Here is a 24,186-nt window from a genome sequence, read left to right on the forward strand (position 1 = left end):
GTTTCCTGCCCGCATACCACAAGACACCGGGGTGTCAGCTGACCCCCCGGTGTCGTCAGCCACTCACCTCAGGCCGCGTCGTGACGCCGCCGCACCCGCGCCAGACCGATCAGACCGGCGCCGAGCAACGCCAACGCACCGGGCTCGGGGATGCTGATGGTGTCACCCTGCAGCTCGGCGGTCGAGACACGGGCGAAGAAGACGTCGGCTCCTCCCGCCAGATCAACCGTGAATTGCGAGCTTGCGGTGTAGGAGAAATCGAACGGCGTACCGGCCAGTGTCGTGAGGGGATCGGTATCGAAATAGTCCTGAGCCAAGCCCCCGGTGACGTGCATCGCAGAACCGGCATTACTGAACAGCATGCCCGCGGCGAAGAGCTGACCGCTGAAGGAAATCGACTCGAAGGTCCCCTCCAGGAACAGTGTGCCATCGGCGGCCTCGTACATCTCGTCCGGGTCGGCCTCGAAGTCGTTGTTGGCGTTGAAGTTCCGGCTGTGATCGACCCAGATCCTGAAGTACGACTGGCTCCAGTCGACCGTATAGGTGGTGGGATCGAGGAAGTCACCGCCACCGGGCGTGTTCTCGACGAACTCGATGCCGCCGAACTCATAGGTCAGCTCACAGCCCGGGCAGAAGTCCGCCGGATGGGTCTCGGGGTTCGGCTGGCCGGTCTGGTCGTTGGCGTCGTTGAAGTTGTTGATCTTGCCGCCGCCGTAGAGATAGTTGCCGAACATCATCGAGGTGGCGTTGGAGGCGTTGATGCCCACCAGGCTCCCCATGTCGTAGCCGGTGTTGGTGCTCTGGAACCACTGGGTGAAGTTACTATCCATCTTCATGTCGAGCGGCGAATCCGGGTCCCACAATACCCCGCCGACATTGATGACATCAGCGCCGGCAAGCGGTGACATCATGATCGCCGCACCGAACAGCGCGCTTTTCCGAGTCAACATGATCCATCTCCCTGTATCGCTTTAAGACGAAGGGGCTACTCCACCCCGCAGACGGCCGAAGCGAAAAGCAGGCCATGCCCGACAACCATTTGAAAGAAAAGGAAAAGACGAGACACTGCCGAAATCGCGAAACAAAAAAACACTATTCGTGTAAAAAAGATCGACGTTTTCACCACCGCGGCCCCACCCTGGGACCCAAAACCTCGGTGCGACAGGACCCGCCGGCGCGATAGGCCCGGAACCTGTGGCCAGCACCGTCAAGAATTCCGTCACCTCGCCCCATCGCCATGCCATGCGGTTTGCTCTCGCATGAAGTCGAGGAAGGCGCGATCGGCACGCGAGAGATAGCCACCGCTCTGCCACGCCAGCGAGAAATCGAGATGAACCGGCGTGGCGAAGGGGATCGCCACCAACTCGGGATCGTGGGTCTGCTCGCTGACCATGCGCAGCACGCAGGTGATGCCGAAACCCTGACGGACGATGGTCTCGGCGAGCGGGATGAGGTTGGTCTCGAAGGCGATACGCGGCTCGACCCCGAGCGCGGCGGCATGACGATCGATGAACTCGCGCAGGAAGTAACCGCTACGTGCGACTACCAGATCGTGTTCGAACAAGGTTGCAAAGTCGACGTATTCAACCGCCGCCAGGGGATGCGAGCGTCCGACGTGCACCACCACCTCCTCGCGCAGGAAGGGATGGGTCTCGAGACCGTCGAGTTCGGCGTCGCTGGTCACCACCCCGAGATCCAGCACCCCGGCGCGGATCATGTCCAGCAGACTCCGGGTACCGGCTTCCTGCACCGACAGCCGCAATCCCGGATGATGATGCTTGAAGGCCATCAGCAACGGCGGGAAGAAGTAGGACCCGAGGATGCTCGGCAAACCGATACGCACCTCGCCCTTGAGCAGTCCGCGCAGCTCGCGCATCTGCAGCTCTGCGGCCTCGGCACGTTCGAGCAAGGCCCGGGCGTGCCCGGCCAGTACCTCGCCCTCGCTGGTCGGTGTGACCCGACGCGCTCCCCGGTGCAACAGCTCCAGCTCGAGCGTGCGCTCGAGCTTGCGGATGGCGATGCTCAGCGCCGGCTGAGCGATACCGAGCCGAACGGCGGCAGCGGTGAAGCCACCGGCCTCGACCACGGCGAGAAAGTAACGCAGCTGCTTCAAATCCATATCGATTTCAAATCGATCGAATATCTTAAATTTATTTTATTTATAGATCATGGCGTTCATACAATGAACCCACGCCCCATCTATTCAGGATTCCAATGAGCCCCCCGATCACCGCACGCACCCCGGCCTTCTGGCGCGCGACCCTGGCACTCTGTCTCAGCTCGATCGCCATCTTCGCCAACCTCTATGCCCCGCAACCGCTGCTGCCGCTGCTGCGCAGCGATCTCGGCATCTCGGAACTGGAGGCCAGTCTGACCGTCTCGGTCTCCACCTTCACCCTGGGGTTGTCGCTGCTGCTCTTCGGACCGCTCTCCGATGCCGTCGGTCGACGCGCGATCATGTTCACCACCCTGGCGCTGGCGACCGCCTGCGCGCTCGCCCTCGCCCTCGCCCCGGACTTCGGCACCCTGCTCGCGCTGCGCGCACTGCAGGGCTTCTTCCTCGGTGGCGTGCCGGCGCTGGCGCTGGCTTATCTCGGCGACGAATTCGACCACGAGGCGCTGCTGCTGGCCGTCGGCATCTATATCGGTGGCAATTCGATCGGCGGCATCGCCGGGCGTCTGCTCAGTGGCGCGAGCGCCGCCGAGTGGGGCTGGCAGGCGAGCTTCCTCACCGCCGGGTTGCTCAGCCTCGCGGTGCTGATCGCCTCCCTCATCCTGCTGCCGCCCTCGCGCCGCTTCCAGCCCAAGCCGCCGCGACCGCGCGCCATGGTCGCCGACCTCGCGCTGCACCTGCGCAACCCGAGCATCCTCGGCGCCTACCTCATCGGCGGGCTCAACTTCATGGTGTTCATCAACCTCTACAGCTATGTCACCTTTCTACTGAGCGCCCCGCCCTACCATCTCTCGCCGATGTGGCTGGGGATGCTGTTTCTCACCTATCTCTCCGGCACCGTCGCCGCCAGCTTCTCCGGCCGATTGGCGCGCGGGCGCTCGCAACCGCTGGCGATGGCCGCCGGCACCCTGCTGCTGCTCGGCGGCACCCTGCTGACCCTGGTGCCGCATCTGGTGGCGATCATCGGCGGGCTGCTGATCAATGCCGTCGGCTTCTTCTTCGCCCACTCCCAGGCGGCAAGCTGGGTCAGCCACAAGGCCACCCGGGCACGCGCCAGCGCCTCCTCGCTGTATCTGGTGTTCTACTACACCGGGGCGAGCCTCGGCGGCTTCTATCTCGCGCCTTACTGGCACTGGGCGGACTGGCCAGGGGTGGTGCTGGGCGCGGTGCTGGCGCTGGTGCTCACCCTAGGCCTCGCACTCTGGCTGCATGCCCGCGAGCACGGTCAGACGCAGATCTGCCCCTGGTGGCAACGACTCGCCGGCGCCTGTCGTGAACCGGCCCTCCCGGCCGATACCGGCGGACACTGACCCGCGCCCATCAGGGCGTGTGCTCGAGTCTTGCACAGCCGCCTCAGCCGACCCACTGTCGAACTGGGACGGCGCGGGCATGAGTCCGCGACCGGGTTTGCAGACAGCGACGGGAGAGATACCGATGCCGACCAAAGACGACTATCTCAGCCACCTCAAGCAACAGCTCGACGCGTGGAAAGACGACCTCGAGCAACTGCAGGAAAAGGCCACCCAGACCTCGGGCGAGGCACGCGAGCGCGTGCAGCAGCAGATCGACGAGCTGCGCGCACAATGGGAGGCCGGACACGAGAAACGCGAGCGGATTCGCGAGGAGGCTGACGAGCGCTGGGAGGAGATCCGCGAGGACGCGGAGGAGAAGTGGGACGAACTCAAGCGCGGCGCCCGCGACACACTCTCGCGCATCCGCGCACACTTCGACGACAAATGAAGATGGGGCTTGTGCCCCAAGGGTCAGCCGAGCACAGAGTCGGCGCGCATCGATGACGCCGTGATCGGCGACTCCGGGCGTCGCTCCTTGGGGCGACGCCCGGATCCGGCCCGCAGGCCGGGTCGTTCCAGACGCCGACAGAGCGAACCCGGACCCGGTGCGAGAGCGCCTTACTCCTCGCCTTCCTTGCAGGTGTTGATATGGAAGGGCACATAGGCCAGACAGGTGCCGAGGAAACCGGTCGCGAGCACCACCAGACCGATGGCACTGAAAATCCAGCTACCGCTGGCAATACCACCGAACACCAACACGCCGCCGGCGGCGAAACGGACGTGACGGTCGGTCTTACCAACATTCCTGGGCAGGTTCATCGCTTCAACGCCTGTGTTGCGGACTCCGACGAGCCGAATGCGGGAGGGCGTACGACCAGCCCTCCGGCCGACCCTGCTCCGCGACGAGGACCACAGCCCCGAGGTCCGCGACCTTAGTGGTCATCCCTGCACCACCACAGCACTGACTGTGCGGCCATTATAGACCCACACCTACTACTACTACAGCCGCACATCTTCACGGCGGCCCAGCCCCTCGCGCTCGATAATGACAGATCCTGGCCCGCGCCTGATGTCGTCGTCGCCAATCCGACCAGGCGATGACAGCATCAGGCGGGGCGCGTTCGCGCCACAACAGCGCCTCGAGCAGGCGCCGGATCTCAGGAGCGGTCAGTGCGATCCGCCCAGCGACAGCGCCCCCTTTTTCGCCCGCCGTTGCAGCACGACGAGGCAGGCATGGGCCAGCAGCGCAAGGGTGATATGGCGATGCCAAGCCGGCCAGCGGCGCACCTCATATTCGTCGAGCCCGCACTGCTGCTTGGCCAGCTCGAAGCCGACCTCGATCGCCCAGCGCTGCCCGGCGACCTTGGCCAGGCGCTCGAGTGTGGCCTCGGCGCGGGGCGCGAAGGCGATGTAGTAGGCCCGCTCCTCGGGGCGGTTGCAGTTGCGCCGCACCACCAGCCAATGCCCCCAGGCGCGCTCCTCGGCGCTGAGCTGCAGGCGCCACAGCGGCACCCAGGCCCACTCGAAGGTGCGCGCGCCCTTGCTCCCGGCGCCGACGGCGTGGCGCTGCCAGGCCGTCTCTGGCAGCGCCTTGGCCAGTGCCGCGACACGATGGGTCTGCGGGCCATCGAACCACACCGGTTCATTGCCCGCCACGGCGAGCACGAAGGGCTGTTGGCGCGCCTCGAGCCACAGGCGCAGCTTGCGATCCTTACCGTAGACGGCATCGCCCGTCACCCAGCCACAAGGTACCCCGGCATCGAGTGCGCGCTCGAGCATCGTACGCGCCAGGGGCTGGTTTGGTCTGGAAGCGGCGTGCCTGCTCCGGGACGCCGGCCTCGGCGCAGCGTGCGGGGTCATTCGCCCAACATTTGGGCAGGTACAGCGCCCGATCGATGAAGGCCGCGCCGTGCCGGCTGGCGTAACACAGAAACACCCCGATCTGACTGTTCTCGACCCGGCCCGCCGTGCCGCTGTACTGGCGCTGCACCCCCACCGAGTGCGTGCCCTTCTTCAAGAAACCGGTCTCATCGACGATCAGCACCGCCTCGGCGTCGCCCAGCGCCTCGACGACATAGGCACGCAGCACCTCGCGCGCCGCCTCGGCGTCCCAGCGTGCCGTGTTGAGCAGGCGCTGCACCCCGTCCGGGCGCCGTTCGCCCAAGGTTTCGGCCAGCTGCCAACCGTTCTTGCGTGGCACTGTCGTCAGCAGCCCTTGCAGATAACCCCGCGCTCGGGCGCGCGGCTCAGGACGACGAAAACACGCCGCCAGGCGCTGATGGATCCTGTCCAGTTCCGTCTCCCAGCCAGAGACTTCGCTGTACTTCATGTTGTTTGAAAACCAAGCCGTTGAGTCCACATATCACAACACAAAAAATGTGCGGCTGTAGTACTACGTTTTGTACGAAAACCCTGCTTGATACACTGACCTCGTTCTTGCAGGAGCAGAGGCCAGATGTCGAGACGTTACGAACTCCCAGAAGAGGCCTGGGAGCTGATCGCCGATCTGTTTTCCCGTCCGCAGCGTACCGGTCGCCCACGCCGCGATGACCGCCTGATGCTCAACGGCATCTTCTGGGTGCTGTGCTCGGGTGCGGCGTGGCGCGACCTGCCTGAGCGCTTCGGTCCCTGGTCGACGGTCTACCAGCGGTTTCGCGACTGGCGTGACGACGGCACCTTCACCAAGGTCCTGGAGCGGTTGCACATCCGGTTGCGCGAGGATGGGCTGATCGATCTGGAGACCTGGATGATCGACTCGACCTCGATCCGTGCCACGCGCGCCGCCGCTGGCGGCGGAAAAAAGGGGGGCCGCAGGAGCCGCTGAGCCATGCGCTCGGGCGCAGTCGCGGCGGCCTGACGACCAAGATCCACCTGCTCTGCGATGCCAAGGGCGTTCCCTTGAGCTTTCTGCTCTCCCCAGGCCAGCACAGCGACATTCGCCATGCCCAACCGCTGCTCGATCAGGTCCGCTTGCCCAGCGCTCATCGAGGTCGTCCGCGCACCCGTTGCCGCCAACTGCTCGCCGACAAGGGCTACGATGCCGACGACTTACGCCGCTATTGCGATCGGCGCGGCATCCGTCCGGTGATCCCGCAGCGCCAGGGCGTGCGCAAGCCCAGGCCTGGCCGTCCTCGGATACTCAATAAGCCCAGCTATCGCAAACGCAACGTCATCGAGCGGTTGTTCGGCTGGCTCAAGTCCTGCCGACGAATCGCCACCCGTTACGACAAGTTGGCGGCCAGTTTCTCGGCAATGTTCACGCTTGCTTGCATCCGTAGATGCCTCAGGCATTACTTTTCGTACAAAACGTAGTACTACAGCCGCATATTTTGTGTTGTGATATGTGGACTCAACGGCTTGGTTTTCAAACAACATGAAGTACAGCGAGGTCTCTGGCTGGGAGACGGAACTGGACAGGATCCATCAGCGCCTGGCGGCGTGTTTTCGTCGTCCTGAGCCGCGCGCCCGAGCGCGGGGTTATCTGCAAGGGCTGCTGACGACAGTGCCACGCAAGAACGGTTGGCAGCTGGCCGAAACCTTGGGCGAACGGCGCCCGGACGGGGTGCAGCGCCTGCTCAACACGGCACGCTGGGACGCCGAGGCGGCGCGCGAGGTGCTGCGTGCCTATGTCGTCGAGGCGCGTGGGCGACGCCGAGGCGGTGCTGATCGTCGATGAGACCGGTTTCTTGAAGAAGGGCACGCACTCGGTGGGGGTGCAGCGCCAGTACAGCGGCACGGCGGGCCGGGTCGAGAACAGTCAGATCGGGGTGTTTCTGTGTTACGCCAGCCGGCACGGCGCGGCCTTCATCGATCGGGCGCTGTACCTGCCCAAATGTTGGGCGAATGACCCCGCACGCTGCGCCGAGGCCGGCGTCCCGGAGCAGGCACGCCGCTTCCAGACCAAACCAGCCCTGGCGCGTACGATGCTCGAGCGCGCACTCGATGCCGGGGTACCTTGTGGCTGGGTGACGGGCGATGCCGTCTACGGTAAGGATCGCAAGCTGCGCCTGTGGCTCGAGGCGCGCCAACAGCCCTTCGTGCTCGCCGTGGCGGGCAATGAACCGGTGTGGTTCGATGGCCCGCAGACCCATCGTGTCGCGGCACTGGCCAAGGCGCTGCCAGAGACGGCCTGGCAGCGCCACGCCGTCGGCGCCGGGAGCAAGGGCGCGCGCACCTTCGAGTGGGCCTGGGTGCCGCTGTGGCGCCTGCAGCTCAGCGCCGAGGAGCGCGCCTGGGGGCATTGGCTGGGGGTGCGGCGCAACTGCAACCGCCCCGAGGAGCGGGCCTACTACATCGCCTTCGCGCCCCGCGCCGAGGCCACACTCGAGCGCCTGGCCAAGGTCGCCGGGCAGCGCTGGGCGATCGAGGTCGGCTTCGAGCTGGCCAAGCAGCAGTGTGGGCTCGACGAGTATGAGGTGCGCCGCTGGCCGGCTTGGCATCGCCATATCACCCTTGCGCTGCTGGCCCATGCCTGCCTCGTCGTGCTGCAACGACGGGCGAAAAAGGGGGCGCTGTCGCCGGGCGGATCGCACTGACCGCCCCTGAGATCCGGCACCTGCTCGAGGCGCTGTTGTGGCGCGAACGCGCCCCGCCTGATGCTGTCATCGCCTGGTCGGATTGGCGACGACGACATCAGGCGCGGGCCAGGGTCTGTCATTATCGAGCGCGAGGGGCTGGGCCGCCATAATGATGTGCGGCTGTAGTAGTAGGTATACCCATCGATCCGAGCGATCGGACCGATAGCGACCAGCGACCAGCGACCAGCGACCAGCGACCAGCGACCAGCGACCAGCGACCAGCGACCAGCAAACAGCAAACAGCAAACAGCAAACAGCAAACAGCAAACAGCAAACAGCAAACAGCAAACAGCAAACAGCAAACAGCAAACAGCAAACAGCCTCCAGTGTCGGTATGCGGTTAACCGCGACGCGACGAGACAACCCTGCCCCCTCACTGGAGGCTGGCGGCTGGAAGCCTTTCCTCATCTTCGCGCTCTTCGTGTCTTGGCGGTTCAATCTCCCGGCGGTCCGAAGCGCGGGCTATGCTAACGTCTTCGCCCCGATCCACCCTGACTCGCGAGAGATCCCATCCATGGCAGCACCCTACCCCCTGATCCTGGTCGACGGTTCGAGCTATCTGTTCCGCGCCTATCACGCCATGCCGAAGCTGACCAACTCGCGGGGGGAGCCGACCGGGGCGCTGATCGGCGTGCTCAACATGCTGCGCAAGCTCATCGAGACCTACCGCCCGGACTATCTCGCGGTGGTGTTCGACGCCAGCGGCAAGACCTTCCGCAACGACCTCTACGCCGACTACAAGGCCCATCGCCCGCCGATGCCCGAGGATCTGCGCGAGCAGATCGCACCGCTGCACACCATCATCGAGACCATGGGCCTGGCGCTACTGTGCGTGCCCGGGGTCGAGGCCGACGACGTCATCGGCACCCTCGCCACCCAGGCCGCCGCAGCCGGCATCCGCACCCTGATCTCGACCGGCGACAAGGACATGGCGCAGCTCGTCGATGATCGGGTGCACCTGATCAACACCATGACCGACGCCCTGCTCGACGCCGCCGGGGTGGAGGAGAAGTACGGCGTGCCGCCGGCGCGCATCGTCGACTACCTGAGCCTGATGGGCGACAGCGTCGACAACGTGCCCGGGGTGCCCAAGTGCGGCCCCAAGACCGCGGTCAAGTGGCTCGCTGCCCACGGCGACCTCGACGGGGTGATCGCCAATGCCGCGGTCATCAAGGGCAAGGTCGGCGACAACCTGCGCGCCGCGCTCGACCAGCTGCCGCTGTCACGCCAGCTCACCACCATCAAGTGCGACGTCGCGCTGCCGCTCGGCCCCACCGAACTGGTGCCGGGGACGCCCGATCGCGAGCGGCTGCGCGAGTGGTTCGAGCGCATCGAGTCGCGCAAGCTGCTCGCCGATCTCGACCGCCTCGACCCGACGGCCCCGGCGCCGACCGCGCCGGAGACCCCACAGGGCGCGGCGGACTACCAGGTGGTGCTCGATCGCGACGGGTTCCTCGCCTGGGTCGAGCGGCTGCGCGCCGCGCCGCTGTTCGCCTTCGACACCGAGACCACCGCGCTCGACTACATGCGCGCCGAGATCGTCGGCGTCTCCTTCGCGATCGAGCCGGGCGCCGCGGCCTATGTCCCGCTCGCCCACACCTGCCCCGGCACCCCGGAGCAGCTCGATCGCGACTGGGTGCTCGACACGCTCAAGCCCCTGCTCGAGGACCCCGAGCGCGCCAAGGTCGGGCAGAACCTCAAGTACGACATGAGCGTGCTGGCGCGTCACGGCATCACCCTGCGCGGCATCGCCCACGACACCATGCTCGAGAGCTATGTGCTCGACAGCACCGCCGGGCGACACGACATGGACTCGCTGGCCAGGCGCTATCTCGATTGTGACACCATCGCCTTCGAGGACATCGCCGGCAAGGGCGTCAAGCAGCTCACCTTCGACCAGATCCCGCTCGACCAGGCCGGCCCCTATGCCGCCGAGGACGCCGAGGTGACGCTGCGCCTGCACCGACACCTGTGGCCCCGGCTGGAGAGCGAGGCGGGACTGGCGGCCCTCTATCGCGATCTCGAGATCCCGCTGGTGCCGATCCTCTCGCGCATGGAGCGCCACGGCGTGCGCATCGACTGCGACCAGCTCGCCACCCACAGTCACGACCTCGCCGTACGCATCCAGGCGCTCGAGACCCAGGCCCACGAGGTCGCCGGGCGGCCCTTCAACATGGGCTCGCCGAAGCAGATCGGCGCCATCCTGTTCGACGAGCAGGGGCTGCCGGTGGTGGCCAAGACCCCCAAGGGCGCACCCTCGACCTCGGAGTCGGTGCTCGAACAGCTCGCCGCCGAGGGCCACGAGCTGCCGCGGCTGATCCTCGAACACCGTGGTCTGGCCAAGCTGCGCTCGACCTACACCGACAAGCTGCCGCAGTTGGTCAACCCCGACAGCGGGCGGCTGCACACCTCCTACCATCAGGCGGTCGCGGCCACCGGTCGGCTGTCCTCGAGCGACCCCAACCTGCAGAACATCCCGATCCGCACCGAGGAGGGACGGCGCATCCGCCGCGCCTTCGTCGCCGAGCCGGGCAACCTGCTGATCGCCGCCGACTACTCGCAGATCGAGTTGCGGATCATGGCCCACCTCTCCGGCGACGAGCGTCTGCTCGCCGCCTTCGCCAGCGGCCAGGACATCCATCGCGCCACCGCCGCCGAGATCCTCGGCATCGCCCCCGAGGCGGTCGATGCCGAGCAGCGCCGCTCGGCCAAGGCGGTCAACTTCGGGCTGATCTACGGCATGTCGGCCTTCGGTCTGGCGCGTCAGCTCGGCATCGGCCGCGCCGCCGCCCAGGACTATGTCGACCGCTACTTCGAGCGCTACCCTGGGGTGCATGCCTTCATGGAGCGGATCCGCGCCCAGGCGCACGAGGACGGTCATGTCGAGACCCTGTTCGGCCGCCGCCTGCACCTCCCCGAGATCGCCAGCCGCAACCAGAACCGCCGCGCCGCGGCCGAGCGCACCGCCATCAACGCGCCGATGCAGGGCAGCGCCGCCGACATCATCAAGCGCGCGATGATCACCCTCGACGACTGGATCGAGCGCGAGCGACCGCCGGCACGGATGATCATGCAGGTCCACGACGAGCTGGTGTTCGAGGTCGCCGCCGACGCGGTCGAGGCGGTCGGGGCACGGATCCGCGCCGCCATGGAGCAGGCCGCAGAGCTGCGCGTGCCCCTGGTGGTCGACCTCGGCGTGGGCGAGAACTGGCAGGCCGCGCACTGAGACGCACCCTCGGGGAACTCCGACGAAAATAGTCAGTCACAACCGACGTGTGCGATACAGGCCGCTCCTCCCCCCTGGGAGCGGTCCAGTGCCCGGCAGCCCTCGCCGGGGAAGCGACTCCCCCGCAGCCCTCTCCCCCTGGGCCGTCGGGGGTTTTTTTTGGGGCGCCGCCAGCAGCCAGCGGCCAGCGGCCAGCGGCCAGCGGCCAGCGGCCAGCGGCCAGCGGCCAGCGGCCAGCGGCCAGCGGCCAGCGGCCAGCGGCCAGCGGCCAGGAGATTGTGAGCCGCGAACACGAAAGAGCGTCTTTGTCCGTCAACCGCGGCTCATGTGCGCCGGCCCGCCCGACTGGAGGCTGATCGCTGGAAGCTGAAAGCTGGCGGCTGAAGGCAGAAACTGGCGCCCGACCTCACCGGTCACGGCACCGTCAAGATCGCTGACTAAGATGGCCTGACCATCAACCCCATGGAGTCGCTCAGCGATGTCCGTCGAACGCCGCTACTGCGCACGCCTGCCGATCGATCTGCAGGTCCAGATCCTCTACCGCAAGCGTCGCTTCTGCAGCGCCACCGCACGCAACCTGTCCAACCAGGGCATGCTCCTGGATGTCCGCAACGTCACCCTGCCCACCGGCACCCTGATCGAGCTGGAGTTCCAGGCGCTCGGTCGTCACTGGCTGATACCGGCGATCGTGGTCCATCACCATGGCGGCGGGGTCGGGGTGATGTTCCGCGACGAGCACAACACCCTCTACCAGGACCTGCCACGTCGCCCCGCCGCCGAACTCCCCGCCCAGGCGTCCGCCGCCACCGCTCGACTGCACCTCAGCAGTTACTGAGCCCCTTTACGTCCCCCCTCCTGCTCCGATCCCACCCTGTTCAGCCCTTGCGGGGCCGAACGGTCAGGGTGCCCGGGATCGGGATCAGCCGTAAATCAGCCCCGGCAGCCAGGTCGCCAGTGCCGGCCACAGCGCCAGCATCGCCAGCATCGCCAGCTGGATCAGGATGTAGGGCAGCACCCCGCGATAGATCTGCGCCGTGCCCACACCGGGCGGCGCCACCCCGCGCAGATAGAACAGCGAGAAGCCGAACGGCGGGGTGAGGAAGGAGGTCTGCAGGTTGAGCGCAATCATCACCCCCAGCCACACCGGATCGAGCCCCATCGCCAGCAGCACCGGACCGACGATCGGCACCACCACGAAGGTGATCTCGATGAAGTCGAGGATGAAGCCGAGCAGGAACATCACCAGCATCACCACCGCCACGGCGCCAACCACGCCGCCGGGCAGCCCGGTGAGGAACTCGGTGACCAGATCGTCGCCGTGGAAGCCGCGGAACACCAGCGAGAAAATCGCCGCGCCGATGAAGATCAGAAACACCATGCTGGTGACCGTCGCAGTCTGGCGCACCACCTCGCGCAGGATCGTCAGCGACAGCTGACGGCGCGCGGCGGCGAGCACCATGGCACCGACGGCGCCGACCGAGGCGGCCTCGGTCGGCGTCGCCAGACCACCGAGGATCGAGCCGAGCACCGCCACCACCAGCAGCAACGGCGGCAGCAGCACCGAGACCACGCGACGCGCCAGCTCGCCACGACCGGCGGGCCGCTCCTCGGCGGGGATCGCCGGCACCGCCTGGGGACGGACGACCGCCAGACCGACTTGATAGAGCAGATAGAGCCCGACCAGCAACAACCCCGGCACCAGCGCGCCGACGAACAGATCGCCCACCGACACGGTATCGGGCGACCACACCCCCATCTCCAGCTGCGCCTGCTGATAGGCCGAGGAGAGCACGTCGCCGAGCAGCACCAGCACGATCGAGGGCGGGATGATCTGCCCCAGGGTACCGGAGGCGCAGATGGTGCCGGCGGCCACCGCCGGGTCGTAGTTGCGCCGGAGCATCACCGGCAGCGACAACAGCCCCATGGTCACCACGGTCGCCCCGACGATGCCGGTGCTCGCCGCCAGCAGCATGCCGACCAGGGTCACCGAGATCCCCAGACCACCGCGCACCGAGCCGAACAGCATCGCCATGGTGTCGAGCAGGTGCTCGGCGATGCGCGAGCGCTCGAGCATCACCCCCATGAACACGAACAACGGCACCGCGATCAGGGTCTCGTTGGTGATCACCCCGTAGAGCCGGTTGGGCAGCGCTTCGAGGAAGCTCGGGTCGAACCAGCCGAGCGCCTCGCCGGCGAGCGCGAAGGCGAGCGCAGTGCCGCCGAGCGACAGCGCCACCGGATAGCCGAGCAGCAGCACCGCCACCACCCCGATGAACAGGAACAACGGCATCAGCTCAGACACGGGCGCTCTCCCCCTCGCTGGCGGGCAGTGCCGAGTCGACACCGGCGAGATAGAGCGCGTTGCGCAGCGCATAGCTCAGCCCCTGGGCCAGCAGCAACGCCGGCATCACCAGGATCAGTGTCTTGAGCAGATAGACCCCGGGCAGTCCGCCGGCCTCGCGCGAGGCCTCGCGCACCCGCCACGACTCGGCCACGTAGTCCCAGCCGAGCCAGAGGATGAAGCCGCACACCGGCAGCAACAGCAGCAGGGTGCCGCCGAGGTCGATCCAGGCGCGGGTGCGCCGCGACCAGCGCTGGTAGAGGATATCGACCCGCACATGGCCGTTGGCACCGAAGGTGTAGGCGATGGCGAGCATGAACATCAGCCCGTGGAGATAGGTCACCGACTCCTGGAGCGCGATCCAGCCGAGGTCGAAGACATAGCGCAGCACCACCACGGTGAAGGTGACCAGCACCATCGCCAGCGCCAACCAGGCGACCAGTTCACCGGTGCGCCGGATCGTGCGCTCGACCCGATCGGCGAGGGCGAGCAGACGCGCCGCACGGGTTGCAGAGTGATTGTTCATCTGTCGGTTTTTCGGTTTCGGAGACACGAGCCCGTCGCGCGCTCGCGTCCATGCGTTACAGGACGATCAAACCCCTGGAGGTCAGGGCGACATCGGGGCGGGATGAGACGAGGACGAAGCGAGGCGTCCAGTCAGCGCGGCCCCGGCCACATCCACGGGTCGGGGCTCAGCCGCTCAGTCCCAGCGAAACAGCACCCACTGGGGGACGGCGAGATTGTCCGGCGAGTTGTCCTGCGCGTCCATCACCCCGTCACCATCGGTATCGAACAGATAATAGGGCGGTCCCACCTGGGGCTGGACCTTGACCATGTACAGCGCGCCGCGCACCCGGTACTCGTAGACCACGGCATCGCCGTCCTCGCGGATGGTGATGTCGGGCTCGACGGCCTCGCCGGTGACCGGCGAGGGAACGACGGTCGGCACCTCCAGGAAACCACCACCGGATGCCTCCGGCTCCTGGGCATGGAGCGTCCCGGCCATCACGGCCAGGACGATGATCGCGAGCAACCTCTTCACGTCGTCACCCTTCTCCTCGGCGTATACGAAGCCCCAATGGTATTACGAAACGTCCACCGCGTGCGCGGTCGGCGGCCTGGCAGCAGATTCCAGCCTCCAGCCGTCAGCCTCCAGTGGGTGGCCCACTCAACGGTCGCGGCAGAGACCCGCCCCGCTGGCCACTGCCAGCTGGCGGCCGGCGGCCGGCGGCTGGTCGCTGACGGCTGACGGCTGACGGCTGACGGCTGACGGCTGACGACTGACGACTGACGACTGACGACTGGTCGCTGGCAGCTGGCAGCTGGCGACTGACCGCTAGTCGCTGGTCGCTGGTCGCTGGTCGCTGCCCACTGTTGGCTCACTCCGTCTTCGCCGCATCGCCGCCCGTCTCCCCGTTCATCGGGGCGGCCTCATCGGGCGAGGTCTCGGACGCGGCCGGACAGGCGCTAGCCAGCACCTTGTCGATGCGCTTGCCGTCGAGGTCGACGACCTCGAGGCGCCAGTCCTCCCAATGGGCGATGTCGCCGGTCGCCGGCAGGCGACCGAGCAGCCACATCATCATCCCCGAGAGGGTGTGATAACGCCCGCGCTCCTCCTCGGGCACGGTGCGCAGCCCCAGTCGGTCCTTGAGTTCGACCACCGGGATCAGACCATCGAGCAGCCAGGAGCCGTCCTCGCGCTCCACCGCCCAGGCATCGTCCTCGTCACCGAGTGCGTGGAACTCACCGGCGACCGACTCGAGCAGGTCGTGCAGGGTCACCATGCCCTGCACCTCGCCGTATTCGTCGACCACGAAGGCCAGATGGGTGCCGCAATCGCGGAACTGGCCGAGCAGCTCCATGGCATTGAGCGACTCGGGGACATAGAGCGGCTCCTGCAGGTCGCGGGTGAGGTCGATCGCGCCTCCCGCGAGTTGCTGGACGAACAGCTGTCTGGCGCCGATCACCCCGAGCACGTCACCGAAACCGCCGCGACAGACCGGGAAGCGCGAGTGCCCGGCCTGTGCCACGCGCGCCAGGTTCTCATCGAGCGGGCGCTCCAGATCGAGCAACACCAGCTCCGAGCGCGGGGTCATCAGCGAGCTGATCGGCCGATCGTCGAGGCGGAAGACGTTGCGCACCATCTCGTGCTCGACCTTCTCGATGGTGCCCGCCTGCGAGCCTTCTTCGAGCAGTGCCTGGATCTCGTCCTCGGTCACCGTCGGCGAGGCCAGCTCGCGCTGGCCGAGCAGACGCAGGGTCAGCGCGGTCGAGCGCGAGAGCATGAACACGAACGGACGCGAGGCGCTGGCCAACAGGTTCATCGGCCGCGCCACCAGGCGCGCGATGCCCTCGGGATCAAGCTGACCGATGCGCTTGGGCACCAGCTCGCCGATCACGATCGAGACATAGGTGATCACCATCACTACCAGTACGGTGGCGCCGACCTCGCTACTCGCCTGCTCGACCCCGAGCGTCTGCAGCCAGGCGGCGAGCGGCCCGGCCAGCGCCGCCTCGCCGACGATGCCGTTGAGGAGGCCGATCGAGGTGATGCCAATCTGGATGGTGGAGAGGAAGCGGGTGGGATCCTCGCCGATCTCGATGGCGACCTGGGCGGCGCGGTCGCCATCCCCGGCGAGGCGCGCGAGCCGTGCGCGCCGCGCCGTCACCAGCGCGATCTCGGACATGGCAAAGACGCCGTTGAGCAGGATCAGGGCGGTCAGCAGTAACAGTTCCATGAGGCCTCGGACGGACGGGATGAGGGCATCCGAGCGTTCGCGCGCGGCGCGGTCGATCTGGATGCATGACACGGACGGATCGGGGGAGTCGGGTCGTGCCGCGCGACGGGCCGGTGGGCGCGGCCCCGACACCCGCTGACGGGTGCGGCGCTCGGATGGTGACGCATCGGCGGGCGCCGGATACGGGGGACGATGATCATGACACGAGGACTCGCCTCGCTCGGCTCCTGACGCGATGATGACGCACCCAATCATCGCCCAAGCCCCATCGCTTGTCACCCACACCCCATCGCGCCGAGGCCCTGGGGCATAATGATGCGTTGACCAACCCGGCACGCCCCACCCCATGAGCGGACTCAATCCCCGACAGCGTCAGGCCGTGCGCTATACCGACGGCCCCCTGCTGGTGCTCGCCGGCGCCGGCTCCGGCAAGACCCGGGTGATCACCCGCAAGATCGCCCATCTGATCGACCACGGCGGCCTCAAGCCACGCCACATCCGCGCCGTCACCTTCACCAACAAGGCCGCGCGCGAGATGCGCGCGCGCATCGGCCAGCAGCTCCAGGGCACCGACACCCGCGGCCTGGCGATCTCGACCTTCCACACCCTCGGACTCGAGATCCTGCGTCGTGATCCCGAGCCGGCCGGACTGCGCCCCGGCTTCTCGCTGCTCGACGCCCAGGACGTCGAGTCGATGCTCAAGGAGCACCTGCGCCAGTCACGCGCGCCCGACAGCATCGCCCCGGGCGCGCTGCAGCAACGCATCTCGCGGTGGAAGAACGACACCATCGGTCCGGCCGAGGCGCTGAGCCGCGCCGAGGACGCCTTCGAGGCCGAGCTGGCCGGACTCTATGCCGACTACGAGCGCAGCCTGCGCGCCTACAACGCGGTCGACTTCGACGACCTGATCCTCGCCCCGGCGCGGCTGCTCACCGAGTGCCAGCCGGTGCGCGAGGCCTGGCGCGCGCGCATCCGCTACCTGCTGGTCGACGAGTACCAGGACACCAACGGCGCCCAGTACGAGCTGGTACGCCTGCTCGCCGGCCCCGAGGGCGCCTTCACCGTGGTCGGCGACGACGACCAGTCGATCTACGCCTGGCGCGGCGCGCGCCCGGAGAACCTGGCGCGACTGCGCGAGGACTACCCGCAGCTCGAGATCATCATGCTCGAGCAGAACTACCGCTCCAGCGCCGGTATCCTCGGGCTCGCCAACACCCTCATCGCCAACAACCCGCACGTGTTCGAGAAGCGGCTGTGGAGCGAACTCGGTCCCGGCGAGCCGGCGCGCGTGCTGCGCTGTCGCGACGAGCGCGACGAGGCCGAGCGGGTCACCGCCGAGATCCTCCATCTCCACCACGCCGAGCGCGTCGCCTTCGGCGACATCGCCATCCTCTATCGCGGCAACCACCAGGCGCGGTTGTTCGAGCAGGCGCTCAGGGTCCACGACATCCCCTACTTCCTCAGCGGCGGCACCTCCTTCTTCGCCCGCACCGAGGTCAAGGACGTGATGGCCTATCTGCGCCTGCTCGCCAACCCCGAGGACGACGCCGCGCTGCTGCGCGTGGTCAACACCCCGCGCCGCGAGATCGGCCCGAGCACCCTGGAGCGCCTCGCCGCCCATGCCCGCGCCGAGGGCACCAGCCTGTTCGCCGCCTGCGCCGACCCGGCCCTGGCCGAGCACCTCAACCCGCGCCAGCGCGACCGGCTCGGCGCCTTCACCGCACTGATCCGCGAACAGGCACGCGCCGCCGACGGCGACCCGCCGACGGCCCTGCGCACCCTGGTCGAGCGTATCGACTATCCCACCTGGTTGCGCGAGAACGCCTCCAGCCAGCAGGTCGCCGAGCGCCGCTACGAGAACGTCGAGGACCTGCTGAAATGGCTCGGCAGCCTGCACCGCGACACCAAGCGCAGACGCGGACTGGGCGACCTGGTCGCCCATCTCACCCTGCTCGACGTGCTCGAACGCCAGGACGAGGAGGAAGGCGGCGAGCGGGTCTCACTGATGACCCTGCACGCGGCCAAGGGGTTGGAGTTCCCTCACGTCTTTCTGGTCGGCATGGAGGAGGAGCTGTTGCCGCACCGCACCAGCATCGAGGAGGACACCATCGAGGAGGAGCGCCGCCTGGCCTATGTCGGCATCACCCGCGCCCAGCGCGGCCTCACCTTCACCCTGGCGCGCCGCCGCCGGCGCTACGGCGAGTGGGTGCGCAGCGAACCCAGCCGCTTCCTCGGCGAACTGCCCGAGGACGAGCTGATCTGGGAGGGCGGCCCCAAGTCCGACCCCGAGCGCAGCAAGGCCCGCGGCCGCAGCCATCTCGACATGCTCAAGGACATGCTCGGGTCGTAGCGCGCCAGCGACCAGGCGTCAGCCGTCAGCCGTCAGCCGTCAGCCGCCAGTGGGTGCGGGCAGCGGGCGGTGGTACGGGACCGTCAGGGTTGCGTGGGCGACGGGCGGTGGCTGGTCGTGAACCGCAAAGCCGCGAAGCACGCAAAGTGAATGATGTGTGGTGTCGGCGTGAGGCCACAGAGGGCGCGGGCCCACACCGCCGTCGGGTGATCGCGCCCACTGGCGGCTGATCGCTGGCGGCTGGTCGCTGGTCGACGGCGGCGCCCTTTGACGAACGCGGGCAGATTCGTCATAATCGTTCTTCCGATAGAGCCTCTGTGTCTATCGTATCCCCCACGCGCTCGTAGCTCAGTTGGATAGAGTACAGCCCTCCGAAGGCTGGGGTCGCAGGTTCGAATCCTGCCGGGCGCGCCAACTCCCTCTCCCCTACTCCAGCTCCTCGCTTGCCGTTGCGGCCATGATGCGGATCGCCTGGCAGACCTCGGGGATCGACGCCGGTGCGACCGGGCGACTGAACAGGAACCCCTGCACCTCGCTGCAGTGATGCGCGCGCAGCAGTTCGAGTTGCGAATGACGCTCCACCCCCTCAGCGGTCACTTCCAATCCCATGGTCTCGGCCATCGCCATCACAGCCTGGGCAATGGCGGCATTATCGCGGTCACGCTCGATATCGACCAGGAAGGACTTGTCGATCTTCAAGCGACCGATCGGGAAGCGTCTCAGATAGCTCAGGCTCGAATAGCCGGTACCGAAGTCGTCGACGGCCAGCTGTACTCCGATGGTCTTGAGCGCGCGCAGGGTCGTCACCGTCTCGCGGGGCTGATTCATCAACACCGTCTCGGTCAGTTCGAGTTCCAGCGAGGCCGGATCGAGCACGCTCTCGCGCAGCACCTGGGCGACACGCTCGGAAAAACCGCGCCGCGCGAACTGGTTGGCCGAGACATTGATCGCCACCCGCTGGATGAACACCCCGTCGGCGCGCCAGCGCGCCAGCTGAAGACAGGCCTCGCGCAATACCCAGTCGCCGATCTGCAGGATCAGTCCGCTCTCCTCGGCCACTGGGATGAAGAACTGCGGCGAGACCGCGCCAAGCTCCGGGTGCGTCCAACGCAGCAGCGCCTCGACCCCGCTGACCTCGCCGCTGTGCAGATCCACCTGCGGCTGGTAGTGCAGGGTGAACTCGTCCCTGGCGAGCGCCTGACGCAAGGCGTTCTCGATCCGCATCCGCTGGCGCATGTCGTCGTTCATGCTGACGTCGAACAAGCGATAGGTATTCTTGCCGGAACGCTTGGCCTGATACATCGCCAGGTCGCCGTTGCGCAGCAGGTCGGTCGCGTTCTGTGCATCCTGCGGAAACAGGGTGATGCCGATGCTCGGGGTCACCACCACGGTGGTGTCGTCGAGTTCGAGCGGCTCGCTCAGGTCACTCTGCAAACGACGCACCACCCGGATCGCACCGCGCACCCCACCGACATCGGGCAACAGCAGCGCGAACTCGTCGCCACCGAGCCGTGCCAGACACTGCTGGGCATCCGGATCGGCCTCGCAGGTCTTCGACCAGGTGACGCTCAGGCTTGCGGCGAGACGCTCGGCGATGGTCTTGAGCAGCAGATCACCGAGATGATGCCCCAGGGTGTCGTTGATCTGCTTGAAGTTGTCGAGATCGATGAACACCAGCGCACAGGCATGGCGGCGTCGGTGCATCACCGTCAACACCTGCTCGAGACGCTGCTGGAACAGCACCCGGTTGGGCAGTCCGGTGAGGGTGTCGAAGAAGGCGAGCCGATGGATGTGGGCCTGGGCCTCCTGCAGTGCGGTGATGTCCTGGACCGCGCCATAGCAGCAGGCGCCGCCAGGCGTCATGGAGTGCGAGGGTTCGACGAACTGACGCAGATGGCGCACCTCGCCTGCGGTGGTCAACACCCGGTGGTGCAACTCGGCATCGCGATCACGATCCCCGAGATGCGCAAACCACTCGGTCACCGCGTCACGCTCATCGAGTGGCACCCGCTCGATCAGGGCCTCGAGGTCATTGGTCTCACTCGTGGACGGGCAATCGAGGATCTCGAGCGCCAACGCCGACCAGCGCATCTTCCCTTCGTTCGGCAGCCACTCCCAGTCGCCGATTCGCGCCATCCGTTGCGCGGCGCCGAGCCGACGCTCACTGAGCAGCAGCGCCTCGGTGGCCTCACCGGCGCGCACCATGTAGCGAATGCGATGCACGATCACCGAGGCGATGATCGGCTTGACCGCGAAGTCGGTCGCCCCGGCCCGGTAGGCCCGTTCGATCGAGTGCTCGTCATCGAGACCGGTCATCATCAGGATGGGCAGATAGTCGCCTCCCGGGAGCGCACGCAACCGCGCGCAGGTCTCGAAACCATTGAGTCCCGGCATCATCACATCAAGCAGCACGATCTCGGGCAGTCCCTCGGTGGCCACCCAGGCGAGCGCCTGCGCGCCACTATCGACCTCGGCAACCGTCATGCCGCTCTGGTCCAGGGCCTCGGCGAGCAGATAGCGCGAGGGGGTGTCATCGTCGACGAGCAGCACGCGGATCGGAGAGGCGGCGAGATGTGGACGCATCGGAAGATATCCTCAGGAGTCGCGCTGCAGCCGCTCGAGTGCGGCAACGAGTTCTTGGAACTGGACCTCGGCAGCCGCGAGAGTACCGCCCGCCTCATCCAGTGCGCCAGCACGGGCGAGCCGTTCGAGGACGCGACAGGTCGCGGCGAAACCGTGGGCGCCGAGATTGGCGCTACTCGACTTGAGGGTATGCGCAGTCAGCTGGACCACCTCGGCACTGCCGCTCTCCAACCCCTGGCGCAGCTCCGACATCAGTCTCGGCGCGCTGTCGAGATACAGGCCGATCACCTTGACCAGCGGATCGGGGCGACCACCGCGACGCAATGCCCGAATCGAGTCGAGTACCGCCGGGTCGAGCAGTGCCGGCGTCTCATCGCCGCCCGCCACCTCGGGCGAGGTGGCGACGACCCAGGGAGCGATGCGTGCGGCAAGCTGGCGCTGGGAGAAGGGCTTGCTCAGATAACCGTTCATACCGGCCTCGTCACAGCGCTGCTCGATCCCCTTCTGCACGTTGGCGGTGAGTGCAATGATCGGGACCGGTGAGACAGCCCCCTGCTCGCGCTCACATCGACGGATCGCCGCAGTGGCGCTGAACCCGTCCATCACCGGCATATGACAGTCCATCAGTATCAGATCGAACGCATCGTGCGCGAACGCCTTGACCGCTTCATCTCCATTATCGGCGATGGCGACCTCGAGTCCGAGGTCCTCGAGCATCAGCGTCGCCATCTCCTGGTTCACCGGATTGTCCTCGACGAGCAGAACCCGGCCTCGTAGGGTCGAATCCGGTTCGGGTCCGAGTTCGGACTCGACCTGGTCGATATCCAGTGTACCGGGACAAACTCGACCACAGGCCTCGTCGAACCGCGCCTCGAGGGTAAAGGTGGCCCCTCGCCCCGGAACGCTGTCGACCCGGATATCACCCTCCATCATCCGCGCCAGCTGGCGACAGATCGCCAGCCCCAGCCCGGTGCCACCATAGTTGCGGGTGATCGAGCCGTCACCCTGGGCGAATGCCTCGAAGATCTCATCCTGCTGTATCGGATCGATGCCGGGACCGGTATCGCTGACCGCCACGACCAGGATCAGTCCACCATGCGCGCGGCGCCGGATCATCGCGCGCACCCGGATCTCGCCGGCAGCGGTGAACTTGACCGCATTGCCGATCAGGTTCATCAGGATCTGACGCAACCGCGCGCCATCGCCATTGACCCGCGCCGGCAGGTCATCGGCCAGCTCGGTCTCGAGCCGCAGCCCCTGGATGCTCGCCGACTCGGCGAACAACAGCACCGTGCCCTCGATCAGTGCCCGCAGCTCGAAGTCGTAACGCTCCAGGCTCAACCGCCCGGCCTCGATCTTGGAGAAGTCGAGGATGTCGTTGATGATCTCGAGCAACGCCTCACCCGAGCGCTGGATGGTCTCGGCAAAGCGGATCTGACGAGCATTCAACCCACTCTTGCGCAACAGCTCGGCCATGCCGAGCACCGCGTTCATCGGGGTGCGAATCTCGTGGCTCATGGTGGCAAGGAAGTCGCTCTTGGCCCGGCTCGCCGCCTCGGCGCGATCGCGTGCCTCGGCCAGCGCGGCCACGGTGCGCTCGAGTTCGCGGGTACGCGCATGCACCTGACGCTCGAGATCCTCCCGATAGCTCTCAAGCCGGAGATCGCGCTGCTGGATCTGGTCGAGCATGTCGTTGAAGCCGTGGACCAGCGAACCGAGTTCGTCGCCACGCGACTCGCTCACCCGCACGCCGTAGTCGCGCGCGCTCGAGACCCGCTCCATCGCCCGGGTCAGCGAGAGGATCGGCGCCGAGACCAGCCGCTGCAGCCAGTGCGCCAGCAGCAGGGCGGCGACCACCGCCACGACCAGGGTAAGCGTGCTGATCGCCAGCGAGCGGTTGAGCGCCGCACGCACCCGCGCGGGGGTGTCGAGCAGATGGACATGGCCGATGACCTCGCCATCGATGACGATGGCGCGCACCACGTGCAGATGATCGGGCTCGATGCCGATGCCCGGATGTCCCTTGCCGTCAGGACCGTACTCGTCCGGCGGCAGGGGCTCGGCGCTCGGCGGGTAGCGCGCGAACAGCCCGCCGTCGAGATCGTAGACATAGGCCCCGAGCAGCTGCGGGCGATCGGCGAGCGCCGCCAGGGTCCGAGCCGCGGCCTCGGGATCATCGAAGGTCAGCGCCGCGGCGACGTTATAGGCGAGCATGCCACCCAGCGCATTGAGTTCATCGATGGCACTGCGCTGCAGCACCTGACGCTGGTTGAGTCCGTGGCTCACCCCGGAGAGCAGCAATACCGCGACCGCCACCACCAGCATCAGCAGCATCAGCTTGTAGCGGATCGAGAGCTGCTCCAGCCAGTGTCTCATCTCAGTCCCTCACCACGTCGACGGCCAGTTTCAGCAGCTGCGAGCTGATCCCCAGTCCCGCGGCCCGGGCACTGGCGGCATTGATCTCGAAGCGCAGCCTGCGCTCAACGCGCACGAAGCGCACCATGCCGCCGGCGGCGACAAACTCGGGGATCTCGCTCACCGTGAGCACCGGCCGTCCGGCAAGCGATCTCAGCACCGCGGCAAGAAAGGGACGCTCGGAGTCGGCGACATAGACGATGTGACAGCTCTCGAGCGACTCGCCACGCGAACGACGCACGACCGTCATCAGTCTCCCCTGGACCTGCTTGCCGGTCAGCGCTTCCAATGCCTGGATCGACTCGCTGCGTCCATAGACGCACAGCTGCAGGGACTCGGCGCGGGGTGGCCAATGGATGAACTTGGAGAAATTGTAGAGATAGGCAGCCATCAACTCGCCCTCCTCGACGCCGGCGCATACCGCAGTGCCATAGAGCAGCGTCGAGACCAGCAGCACCCCAGCGCGCCGCCGCATACGTCGAGCCACGCGC

Annotated in this window: 16 protein-coding genes, 1 tRNA gene and 2 pseudogenes; 8 read left to right on the forward strand and 11 right to left on the reverse strand. The window is 67.0% G+C overall.

The genetic code is table 11. From position 1 onward, the window contains the following. Positions 1–68 precede the first annotated feature (68 nt). Both MARPU_RS12430 and MARPU_RS12435 read right to left on the reverse strand, forming a co-directional pair. On the reverse strand, positions 69–950 hold the full coding sequence (locus tag MARPU_RS12430; protein ID WP_005224724.1) for a PEP-CTERM sorting domain-containing protein: 882 nt from the start codon (positions 948–950) through the stop codon (positions 69–71). Positions 951–1,219: 269 nt separating this feature from the next. Beyond that, entirely contained in the window at positions 1,220–2,119 is a 900-nt protein-coding gene (locus MARPU_RS12435; RefSeq protein WP_005224723.1) for a LysR family transcriptional regulator, read from the reverse strand. 95 nt (positions 2,120–2,214) lie between these two features. On the opposite strand from MARPU_RS12435, the gene MARPU_RS12440 reads away from it, so the two are divergent. Then, positions 2,215–3,483, forward strand: a complete 1,269-nt coding sequence (locus tag MARPU_RS12440; RefSeq protein ID WP_005224722.1) for an MFS transporter — start codon at positions 2,215–2,217, stop codon at positions 3,481–3,483. Between the two features lie 124 nt (positions 3,484–3,607). After that, on the forward strand, positions 3,608–3,913 hold the full coding sequence (locus MARPU_RS12445) for a sll1863 family stress response protein (RefSeq protein ID WP_005224721.1): 306 nt from the start codon (positions 3,608–3,610) through the stop codon (positions 3,911–3,913). 170 nt (positions 3,914–4,083) lie between these two features. Here the strand turns inward: MARPU_RS12445 and MARPU_RS12450 are convergent, their stop codons facing one another. Both MARPU_RS12450 and MARPU_RS12455 read right to left on the reverse strand, forming a co-directional pair. After that, positions 4,084–4,284: a YgaP family membrane protein gene (locus MARPU_RS12450; protein ID WP_005224720.1), complete on the reverse strand. Its 201-nt coding sequence runs from the start codon at positions 4,282–4,284 to the stop codon at positions 4,084–4,086. A 348-nt stretch (positions 4,285–4,632) separates the two neighbouring features. Next, a pseudogene (locus tag MARPU_RS12455) lies at positions 4,633–5,794 on the reverse strand (IS701 family transposase). A 126-nt stretch (positions 5,795–5,920) separates the two neighbouring features. Here MARPU_RS12455 and MARPU_RS17275 point away from each other — a divergent pair. The 4 genes and pseudogenes from MARPU_RS17275 to MARPU_RS12475 all read left to right on the forward strand — a co-directional run bounded on the left by MARPU_RS17275 (position 5,921) and on the right by MARPU_RS12475 (position 12,103). Further along, positions 5,921–6,777, forward strand: a protein-coding gene (locus MARPU_RS17275; protein ID WP_156929247.1) for an IS5 family transposase whose coding sequence is annotated in 2 segments (ribosomal slippage) — positions 5,921–6,263 and positions 6,263–6,777 — 858 coding nt in all. Because the reading frame shifts where the segments join, the coding sequence is not laid out codon by codon here. 61 nt (positions 6,778–6,838) lie between these two features. Continuing rightward, positions 6,839–8,000, forward strand: a pseudogene (locus MARPU_RS12465) (IS701 family transposase). 556 nt (positions 8,001–8,556) lie between these two features. After that, positions 8,557–11,268, forward strand: coding sequence for a DNA polymerase I (polA, locus tag MARPU_RS12470; protein ID WP_005221694.1), 2,712 nt, complete (start codon positions 8,557–8,559; stop codon positions 11,266–11,268). A 478-nt stretch (positions 11,269–11,746) separates the two neighbouring features. Continuing rightward, a complete protein-coding gene (locus tag MARPU_RS12475; RefSeq protein WP_005221692.1) occupies positions 11,747–12,103 on the forward strand; it encodes a PilZ domain-containing protein in 357 nt (118 codons plus the stop codon). 84 nt (positions 12,104–12,187) lie between these two features. On the opposite strand, the gene MARPU_RS12480 is transcribed toward MARPU_RS12475, so the two are convergent. The 4 genes from MARPU_RS12480 to MARPU_RS12495 all read right to left on the reverse strand — a co-directional run bounded on the left by MARPU_RS12480 (position 12,188) and on the right by MARPU_RS12495 (position 16,347). Beyond that, entirely contained in the window at positions 12,188–13,570 is a 1,383-nt protein-coding gene (locus tag MARPU_RS12480) for a TRAP transporter large permease (protein ID WP_005221690.1), read from the reverse strand. Continuing rightward, on the reverse strand, positions 13,563–14,135 hold the full coding sequence (locus tag MARPU_RS12485; RefSeq protein WP_005221687.1) for a TRAP transporter small permease subunit: 573 nt from the start codon (positions 14,133–14,135) through the stop codon (positions 13,563–13,565). Before MARPU_RS12485 ends, MARPU_RS12480 begins: the two co-directional genes overlap by 8 nt. Before the next feature lie 174 nt (positions 14,136–14,309). Continuing rightward, a complete protein-coding gene (locus MARPU_RS12490) occupies positions 14,310–14,651 on the reverse strand; it encodes a DUF2782 domain-containing protein (protein WP_005221685.1) in 342 nt (113 codons plus the stop codon). Between the two features lie 337 nt (positions 14,652–14,988). Then, on the reverse strand, positions 14,989–16,347 hold the full coding sequence (locus MARPU_RS12495) for a hemolysin family protein (protein ID WP_005221682.1): 1,359 nt from the start codon (positions 16,345–16,347) through the stop codon (positions 14,989–14,991). A 346-nt stretch (positions 16,348–16,693) separates the two neighbouring features. On the opposite strand from MARPU_RS12495, the gene MARPU_RS12500 reads away from it, so the two are divergent. Then, entirely contained in the window at positions 16,694–18,697 is a 2,004-nt protein-coding gene (locus tag MARPU_RS12500; protein ID WP_005221680.1) for a UvrD-helicase domain-containing protein, read from the forward strand. A 337-nt stretch (positions 18,698–19,034) separates the two neighbouring features. Further along, positions 19,035–19,111 (forward strand) — tRNA-Arg (locus MARPU_RS12505). A gap of 12 nt (positions 19,112–19,123) precedes the next feature. Here MARPU_RS12505 and MARPU_RS12510 read toward each other — a convergent pair. Genes MARPU_RS12510 through MARPU_RS12520 form a run of 3 tightly spaced genes read right to left on the reverse strand, consistent with a single transcriptional unit; the run spans position 19,124 to position 24,182 of the window. Then, on the reverse strand, positions 19,124–21,280 hold the full coding sequence (locus tag MARPU_RS12510) for a putative bifunctional diguanylate cyclase/phosphodiesterase (protein WP_005221678.1): 2,157 nt from the start codon (positions 21,278–21,280) through the stop codon (positions 19,124–19,126). A gap of 12 nt (positions 21,281–21,292) precedes the next feature. After that, entirely contained in the window at positions 21,293–23,656 is a 2,364-nt protein-coding gene (locus tag MARPU_RS12515) for an ATP-binding protein (protein WP_005221676.1), read from the reverse strand. A 1-nt stretch (position 23,657) separates the two neighbouring features. Next, positions 23,658–24,182 (reverse strand): YfiR family protein, encoded by a 525-nt coding sequence (locus MARPU_RS12520; RefSeq protein ID WP_232229465.1) that lies wholly within the window; start codon positions 24,180–24,182, stop codon positions 23,658–23,660. Between the last annotated feature and the right edge of the window lie 4 nt (positions 24,183–24,186).

The organism is Marichromatium purpuratum 984 (assembly GCF_000224005.2).
Lineage (GTDB): Bacteria > Pseudomonadota > Gammaproteobacteria > Chromatiales > Chromatiaceae > Marichromatium > Marichromatium purpuratum.

Bases quoted from the DNA above. Each gene is read 5' to 3' on its own strand.
- MARPU_RS12430 (WP_005224724.1), bottom strand. From the start codon at position 950: ATGTTGACTCGGAAAAGCGCGCTGTTCGGTGCGGCGATCATGATGTCA.
- MARPU_RS12435 (WP_005224723.1), bottom strand. From the start codon at position 2,119: ATGGATTTGAAGCAGCTGCGTTACTTTCTCGCCGTGGTCGAGGCCGGT.
- MARPU_RS12440 (WP_005224722.1), top strand. From the start codon at position 2,215: ATGAGCCCCCCGATCACCGCACGCACCCCGGCCTTCTGGCGCGCGACC.
- MARPU_RS12445 (WP_005224721.1), top strand. From the start codon at position 3,608: ATGCCGACCAAAGACGACTATCTCAGCCACCTCAAGCAACAGCTCGAC.
- MARPU_RS12450 (WP_005224720.1), bottom strand. From the start codon at position 4,284: ATGAACCTGCCCAGGAATGTTGGTAAGACCGACCGTCACGTCCGTTTC.
- polA (WP_005221694.1), top strand. From the start codon at position 8,557: ATGGCAGCACCCTACCCCCTGATCCTGGTCGACGGTTCGAGCTATCTG.
- MARPU_RS12475 (WP_005221692.1), top strand. From the start codon at position 11,747: ATGTCCGTCGAACGCCGCTACTGCGCACGCCTGCCGATCGATCTGCAG.
- MARPU_RS12485 (WP_005221687.1), bottom strand. From the start codon at position 14,135: ATGAACAATCACTCTGCAACCCGTGCGGCGCGTCTGCTCGCCCTCGCC.
- MARPU_RS12495 (WP_005221682.1), bottom strand. From the start codon at position 16,347: ATGGAACTGTTACTGCTGACCGCCCTGATCCTGCTCAACGGCGTCTTT.
- MARPU_RS12500 (WP_005221680.1), top strand. From the start codon at position 16,694: ATGAGCGGACTCAATCCCCGACAGCGTCAGGCCGTGCGCTATACCGAC.
- MARPU_RS12510 (WP_005221678.1), bottom strand. From the start codon at position 21,280: ATGCGTCCACATCTCGCCGCCTCTCCGATCCGCGTGCTGCTCGTCGAC.
- MARPU_RS12515 (WP_005221676.1), bottom strand. From the start codon at position 23,656: ATGAGACACTGGCTGGAGCAGCTCTCGATCCGCTACAAGCTGATGCTG.